The sequence below is a fragment of the Dietzia sp. DQ12-76 genome (assembly GCF_014145045.1).
Taxonomy (GTDB): Bacteria; Actinomycetota; Actinomycetes; order Mycobacteriales; family Mycobacteriaceae; genus Dietzia.
In genome coordinates, this window is sequence record NZ_JAALDV010000048.1 from 1 (window position 1) to 3,367 (window position 3,367).

At 70.2% G+C, this 3,367-nt stretch carries 5 protein-coding genes; 1 reads left to right on the top strand and 4 read right to left on the bottom strand.

What is annotated here, in order from left to right; all coding sequences use genetic code 11:
- Positions 1–105: 105 nt before the first annotated feature.
- Both G6019_RS02505 and G6019_RS02510 read right to left on the bottom strand, forming a co-directional pair.
- On the bottom strand, positions 106–972 hold the full coding sequence (locus G6019_RS02505; RefSeq protein ID WP_107755329.1) for an acyl-CoA thioesterase domain-containing protein: 867 nt from the start codon (positions 970–972) through the stop codon (positions 106–108).
- Positions 973–976: 4 nt separating this feature from the next.
- Positions 977–1,651, bottom strand: a complete 675-nt coding sequence (locus G6019_RS02510) for a TetR/AcrR family transcriptional regulator (protein WP_107755328.1) — start codon at positions 1,649–1,651, stop codon at positions 977–979.
- A 192-nt stretch (positions 1,652–1,843) separates the two neighbouring features.
- Between G6019_RS02510 and G6019_RS02515 the strand changes: the two genes are divergently transcribed.
- Positions 1,844–2,533, top strand: coding sequence for an enoyl-CoA hydratase/isomerase family protein (locus tag G6019_RS02515; protein WP_107755327.1), 690 nt, complete (start codon positions 1,844–1,846; stop codon positions 2,531–2,533).
- A 144-nt stretch (positions 2,534–2,677) separates the two neighbouring features.
- Here the strand turns inward: G6019_RS02515 and G6019_RS02520 are convergent, their stop codons facing one another.
- Complete coding sequence (locus G6019_RS02520; RefSeq protein WP_107755326.1) at positions 2,678–3,016, bottom strand: histone-like nucleoid-structuring protein Lsr2; 339 nt, start codon at positions 3,014–3,016, stop codon at positions 2,678–2,680.
- A gap of 106 nt (positions 3,017–3,122) precedes the next feature.
- A partial coding sequence (locus tag G6019_RS17060; RefSeq protein ID WP_375539740.1) for a sirohydrochlorin chelatase occupies positions 3,123–3,367 on the bottom strand: 245 nt, incomplete at its 5' end.

The window sequence follows — 3,367 nt, forward strand, 5'->3', positions numbered from 1 at the left end:
TGGCCGGGGCGGTGGCCGGGTCGACGCCCCCGGCGAGCGCGAACCGCACCAGCCCGACCTGGGCCTCGATCGCGTCGAGCATCCGCTCCCGCGTCAACCCGGGGCTCATACCCGCGTCGCCGCCTCGTTCGATCCGATCGATCCACTGTCCTCGGTGCCCGGCCGGCGCCGGGTGAAGTCGATCTGCCGCCCCGCGTTGGACACGGCCACCACGGTCCCGGTGCCGAACACGCCGTCCCGGTCGAACAGCGATGCGCTGCCCACCGCCACGCCCGCGTCGCTGAGGTGCTCGTCGGCCTCGATCCCGATGTCGCCCGAGCGGGGCAGACGGGCCAGCGCCACGGTGAGGTCGGCGTTGATGAAGCCGATGCCCTCGTCGCCCCAGTGGGACATGAGGCTGGTGGACTCGGCGAGGGTGACGGCGCGCTGGAAGGGCGTGGCGTCCTCACCGGCCACCACGTCCAGCGGACGCAGCCAGAAGCGTTTGCGCTGGTCATTCTGGTGCGCACCCATGTCGCGGCTCCACGCCTCCCCCTGGTCTCCGCTGCCGAAGAAGACGTTCGATCCCGGCGTGTCCTCGAGCGGGTCCGCCTCGGGCGGGGCCCCGACGCGCCGGCCCGAGCGCCACACGTTCCCGGGTGGCTGCTCGCCCCGGCGCAACTGGACCAGAGTGCCGCGGGCCACGAGAGCGCCCTCCTGCAGCATCCGGACATCGGCGACCCGGATGCGGTTGCCAGCCCGGACCTCTTCCGTCACGGCGAACAGCGGTTCGGTGCGGACCGGCGCGAAGAGGTCCACGGTGAGTCGGGCGGGGTGGAACCCCTCCGCCCCGTGCTCGGACTCGAGCGCACGAGCGGCGGCCACCACCACGGCGGGCCCGTTGACCATCGTGTCCGACCACGCGCTGCGGGCGTACCTGGTGGGGATGTACGCCCCGGAGTCGTCGACAGTGAAGAACGACCGCTCGCCCATGGATTCAGCCCACCATTCCGGTTGAGGAGTTCGCGGGCCCGTGTGGTGTGGCCCGGCGGCCCTGCCCTGCAGCCCAGGACCGCAACACGGCCGCGAGTTGAGTCTCGAAGTACTGCTCGGCGCTGGGGGACTGACGCCACACGCTCAGTTCCAGCGACACGACCCCGTGCAGTGAGGCCCAGATCGCCGTGGCCGCCTCGTGGACGTCCGAGGCCCGGAAGACCCCCTCGTCTACGAGCGCGTCGACGATCTCGAGCAGTGGTTCCCTCCACCGGGGGTCCCGGCGGCCCGTCTCGGTGCGGGGCGAACGGACGGGCTCCCCCACCACGAGCGCGTACAGCCCCTGGTTCTCCAGCGCCCACCGTCGGTAGGCACGGCACAGGGATCGCATGTCGGTCTCGACACTGTCGTGGCGCAGTGACTCGCGCAGCGCCTCGGCGAGCATCCGGTCCGCCTCCTCCGCGACCGCCGCGAGCAACCCGGACTTGCCCCCGAACATCGTGTAGATGGCGGTGGTGGAGGTGCCCTGTGAGGCGGCCAGCGGCCGCAGTCCGAGCTTCTCCGGCGCCGCGCTCCGGAGCCGGCGCGTCGCCTCGCGCAGGATCCCCAGCCGGAGGGCCTCGTCGTACTGGGCGTGGGGAGGGGCGCCGGAGGTGCCGCGGGAGGGGGAACGGGTCACCCGGGAAGAGTACGACGACGACGTCGCGATCGCGTCACAACGCCGTGGCGTGTCCACCGAAAACACTGTTGCCGTACCGCCGGCGCGCCGCCCGTCCCCTGCCCCCGCGGTCGCGCCGCGCCTCCCGCGGACGCCGTGACAACGGTGTCCCACCTGCCGTGACGGCGTTCCCGCGGCTCTACGCTGTGACCCATGCCCACTCTCAACCGTCACGATTCCGTCTTCGTCCTCCGCTTCGCCGAGCCGGACGACCCGGCGGACGCCCCGGACAACGCCTTCTCCCCGGAGTTCCTGGACTCCCTCGACGCCGCGCTCACCGAGGTCGAGGCGTCCGAAGGACCGGCGGCACTGGTCACGACCGGGGCCGGGAAGTTCTACTCGAACGGTCTCGACCTGTCGGTCGTCGCCTCCGATCCCACCGGACTGCCCGCGTACGTCTCACGGGCCCAGCGGTTGTTCGCCCGGGTCCTGCGGCTCGAACTACCGACGGTCGCGGCGATCAACGGCCACGCCTTCGGAGCCGGCGCGATGCTGGCCCTGTCTCACGACCACCGCGTCATGCGCGCCGATCGCGGATTCTGGAACCTGCCCGAGGCGCAGCTCGGCATGCCGTTCCCCCCGGGGATGAACGCGCTCATCACCACACGCCTCACGCCCGGGGTGGCGAGCACGGCGATGCTCACCTCGAGGCGCTACCCGGCGTCCGACGCGATCGAGGCCGGGATCGTCCACGAGGCGGCCGAGGCCGACGCGGTGCTGGACCGCGCCGTGGCGGTGGCGGCGGAGATGGCTCCGCTCCGTGGGGCCAACTACGCGGGGATCCGCGCGGGACTCGTCGCCGCCGCCCTGTCGCACCTGGACGCACCGATTACTCAGCTCTGAGCGGACAATTCCCGCGGCGTCACCGCGTCCTTCCACCAATTCCGGTCGCCGACCGGGTGGGGCGTGTCCGCCGGGTGGGGAGACCTGCGAATAGAACGAGGGCCCGCACCCCGTCACCGGGGATGCGGGCCCTCGATTGCGTGGTCAGTTCGCGGCGGCGTAGGCCTCCATCACGTCGGCCGGGATGCGGCCACGGTCGGAGACCTCGAAGCCGTTTTCCCTCGCCCATTCACGAATGATCTTGGTATCGCCCGACGAGGACTTGGCGGCAGCCTTGCGAGCCGGCTTGCCCCTGGTCGCGGTCACGCGGTGACCAGCGGCGATGTACGGGGCCATGACATCCCGGAAGGCTTGGGCGTTCTCGTCGCTCAGGTCGATGGAGTATTCCTTGCCCTCGAAGGCGAACGAGAGGGAATTAGCCTCGTCACCCAGTTCTGTTCCGTCGAGGTCATCGATGTACTTGACCTGGAATTGCTGCGCCACTGTCACTCCCTAGCTGGTTGCCGTTACTACTGCACAACAGTATGCACAATTTCTGCATATTATGCGTGATCACATTAGTTGACCAATGTCGATAATAGTCTGACCTTTACCGTGTCGGGAACTCCCGGTTCGGAGAGGCGGTTAATCCCGCCGAATTCTCTCGATATAACCGGACGATCAGATCGACTATCTCCGGGTTGGCGCCGAGCGGCCGCGAGGTCGCGTCCGCTCCGGCCGCCGCCAGACGATCCGCGAAGAACCCGGGAGCGAGCAGGTGGGTCGCAACGGCCACCCGGCGGTGCCCCCGCTCCCGGAATCCGGCGATCGCGTCGGCGACGGCCGGGGCGGCGG

Coding starts and splice junctions, on each gene's coding strand:
- G6019_RS02505 (WP_107755329.1), bottom strand. CDS start 972: ATGGGCGAGCGGTCGTTCTTCACTGTCGACGACTCCGGGGCGTACATC.
- G6019_RS02515 (WP_107755327.1), top strand. CDS start 1,844: ATGCCCACTCTCAACCGTCACGATTCCGTCTTCGTCCTCCGCTTCGCC.